The following is a 3,520-nucleotide window of genomic DNA, read 5'->3' as shown; positions in this document are numbered from 1 at the left end:
ACTATCACCAAAGTAAGCAAGAGAAGAACGATGATGGAGTAACATCATTAAGAAAAGTAGAATATAAATATATTTACAATATACCATTTCCGCCATCATTTGATGATATAATAAAGTCCGAAGCTGATAAACAAGTATGTATTGATATTTATCAAATAAATAAAGATAATAATGAAATAAACCCCAAAGATAAGGCAATGATAAATACGTTAAAGGGGATATATGACTTTACTTTTAATTGAAATATACTTGAGTAATCAAGTATATTTCAAGGTGATTGTATGAACTCAATAAATCTAACATCGTTAATGTTAGAACAAACTTACATAAGCACGTTATTAAATAAGAAGGTAGATTCCTGCCTAAGCGCACATGGCTTAAGCTTTACAGAATTCATTATTATGCATAAGTTACATAATGCACCAGGTGATGCGTTGAGTCGTATAACTTTAGCGGACTCAATTGGTTTGACTGGATCTGGAGTTACTCGGCTTTTAGCTCCAATGACAAAGAATAATATTGTTTTAAAAACTGTAAATTCACGTGATGCTCGCCAGAGTTTAGTTGGTCTCACAAGCACAGGAAAAGAGTTATATCTAGATTCTTTAATTTCTTTTGAGCATAGTTGTAGTTCTATTTTCTCATTATTAGAAGAGTCTGAAGTTGAGCAATTATTACAACTACTTAATAAAATTAAATGTTGAAAACACATATCAAGTTGCTCAAACGGTAAAATAACAGTTGGCTTTCGCTTCGCAATTATAGTCAGCCTTTATTTTCCGCTTAGCAAGACGATATGGCCAACACAAGTCTGCTATTCACTCGTCTTGAAAGAGACAAATGAAATGAACCGTGTTATTACCCTTAAGCCCAATATCGCTTCTTGGATATTTATGGCTATGGCTTTTGTACTGGCTGTGCAAGGAGTCATTGATGGGCTTCCTATGCACGGATCCAACAGAGCATACCCGATTTCATATTACATGGGCAACTGCCAGCAAAGTAGGCTTTTGCATCACATTTGCAATGATTGCTCTTATTCCCTTTCGAAAAGCGGAAAGATGGAGCTGTTGGGCCCTATTGGTTTTTACAGTGTTTGGCAACATGTCACTTCTACCATCAGCAATTTGGCTGAGAAGTGGTCCAAGGGCGGGATTTGAAATACCAATTGTAATCGGTTTAATCGCACTGTTGGCAGGATTAGAACTGAGTTTTCGTGTTGGGTTCTCAAGTAGGGAGGATACATAACAAGTTTATCAACCAACGTCACTTCGTGGCTGGACATCCTAAAGTGTGGCTTCGCCACAAGGTGTGCGTTATAAAGGCGTTATGTTTAAGGAGGAAAAATGAATAACGTACTTTTATTGATATTGTTACCTTGGCTTTCTTTTAGTTTCTGCACTAATGCAGCAACTACTGATGTCAAAGCCGAACTAGAAAGAGTCGTCATTAGTTACGAGAAACTGGCGGCGAAAGTTAAAGCTTGTCCAGATTCAGGGAATAGAAACTCCGATTCATGTAAAAGTTTCATTAAAATGATTAATTCCGGAGAGGTAAGTAAACTACTCAATACCTTTTCGTCGAATGTCAGTAACTATTTTTCAATAGACCAAAATGTAGCAATGCGAGGCGTAACCGCTATCGGTAAAATTACAGACGCACTAGGTTTTATATGGGATGAACATAACAGGTGAATCATGTCGTTCGTAAACTCATTGGGACAAATACTCGTCGGCCTGCGGCTAAAGCGCTTGCATTTTCCCCATATTCAAAGTGTTATATTTGCAAATGGAATTTGATATGAATTCAGAAATAGAAACTAAAGAAGATACCCACTTTTAAAAAGTAGCCAAACAGGCGTTATGTCTTGATTTTTAAGGTACACAAACAACCAAGGATGGTCTGTCATGCCTCAGTCACGTAAAACTCAAGTCAGTTTAATTGATACTCCCTTTTTAGCGTTGTGTTTCCCGCTGTGTACGGCGTTTTTTTGTGTGGAAAAGATAAATTTACGGGACAAAGTTACGAACCTCGCCGAGGTTGGATAGAGGAGCGTTTGTTATTTTCATCGTCAGTGTTTCGACTGGTAACGCGGTTACCGCATTTAAGCTTATGCAGTCATGAGTAATAACACTCATGTGGTGTTTTGTAGACAAAGACATGGCTGATGGCTGGTCAATGTAAGAGGTAGTATGACGGCGGTACCAATTTTACCAATGCACGCTCTTAAGTCAAAAGTATCAAAGAGGGAGTGTACTTAGTAAAGGTGAATTAATTAGCTTAGAAGAAATAGTGACGATTTACCGTCAGCGTTTGTACGATATCAGTTGGCTCATGCGCAATCTTAATGAGTACATTGCCCGTGAAGCAAACAAGGAAGATGGTTGCACAGGCAGGTTTTATTCGCTGCCATCCATGGCGCTTACCCTGCGGGCCAGCAAAAGCTGTTCTCATTTATTCCCAGTAAATTTAGTGGGAAGGGCGATTTAAATCTCAAGCCTGCTTTTACGGCAAGGAGGGACGATAGTGCGGTATAAGCTTGCATGGCCTGTGTTGACTTAAATCCTATTCGCGCCAAGATGGATACCACACCAGAAACCTCAAAACATACCAGTATTCAACACCGTATTCAGGCCCTTATCAAAGGCGAACAACCTAAAAACCTGATAAGTTTTGTGGGCAATCACAGACAATAAATGCCTAAAGGCATGGCTCACAGCTTGATTGACTATTGTGAACTAGTGGTTTGCACAGGCCGCTGTATTCGAGAGGATAAAGCAGGTTATATAGAGCAACATCATAGCACTATACTAGAGCGCCTTAACCTTGATACTGAGCAATGGTTAACCCTCACTACCGAGTTCGAAAAACACTTCAGCACGGCCGTTGGCAGTGAGCATATGTTGCAACAATTCAAACAGCATACAAACCATCAACGTATACGGGGGATGGCAAAGGCCAGAGTCTTACTTCAACACGCCTGAACAGTTCAGCTTCACACACGTTAAAAGCTAGCTTCACAAACCGTGCTCAATGGCGTTGCTGTAATTCAGTGGGATGAATGATTTAGCTGCTTTTAACACGCACCATACCCCAAAGCTCAGATTTCGAAATTTAAAACCAAGGGTTCAGAACATACCCATCACTTTATGCTTGTTGATTTGGCTGTGATTGAGCACTTTATTACGTTGGCTGTCTAATTTAAGTCTTTTAGTAAAAGTTATTAAGTCATTGCTTATTACGGCTAATAATCAGGGGCAGGGGTTGAATCAGGAATTGATCTATACCGGGCTTACCCGGGCGATGACCTATTCTATGTTGTTTGGTGGGGTAAAGTGTTGAGTTTGGGGCAGCAATGTGTCGAAGGCAGTGGGTTGGTAGAACGGTTGTTAGGTGGTGGTTAGGTGGTGGTTAGGGGGAAGTTAGGATCACATGTTATTTTATGAGTGTTTCACTACAATTATCTAGATTTGTTCAGTAATTACATACAGTTTAAGTTTTAGAGCCGTATATATAAGTC

The 3,520-nt window shown here is 39.5% G+C and carries 3 protein-coding genes and 1 pseudogene; all 4 read left to right on the top strand.

Translation table 11 applies throughout. The features are described 5' to 3' along the window. Positions 1-242: hypothetical protein (locus QZ562_RS20525; RefSeq protein ID WP_293764476.1), on the top strand; the 242-nt coding region annotated here is incomplete at its 5' end. Between the two features lie 39 nt (positions 243-281). Then, positions 282-704: a MarR family winged helix-turn-helix transcriptional regulator gene (locus QZ562_RS20520; protein WP_293764473.1), complete on the top strand. Its 423-nt coding sequence runs from the start codon at positions 282-284 to the stop codon at positions 702-704. A gap of 642 nt (positions 705-1,346) precedes the next feature. Beyond that, positions 1,347-1,694, top strand: a complete 348-nt coding sequence (locus QZ562_RS20515) for a hypothetical protein (protein ID WP_293764471.1) — start codon at positions 1,347-1,349, stop codon at positions 1,692-1,694. A 213-nt stretch (positions 1,695-1,907) separates the two neighbouring features. Beyond that, a pseudogene (locus tag QZ562_RS20510) lies at positions 1,908-2,984 on the top strand (transposase). The last annotated feature ends 536 nt before the right edge of the window (positions 2,985-3,520 follow it).

It is taken from the genome of uncultured Paraglaciecola sp. (genome assembly GCF_913058035.1).
Lineage (GTDB): Bacteria > Pseudomonadota > Gammaproteobacteria > Enterobacterales > Alteromonadaceae > Paraglaciecola.
Note: the sequence above shows the minus strand (reverse complement) of the source record. Positions and strands in the feature narration are given on the sequence as shown.

Coding starts and splice junctions, on each gene's coding strand:
- QZ562_RS20520 (WP_293764473.1), top strand. CDS start 282: ATGAACTCAATAAATCTAACATCGTTAATGTTAGAACAAACTTACATA.
- QZ562_RS20515 (WP_293764471.1), top strand. CDS start 1,347: ATGAATAACGTACTTTTATTGATATTGTTACCTTGGCTTTCTTTTAGT.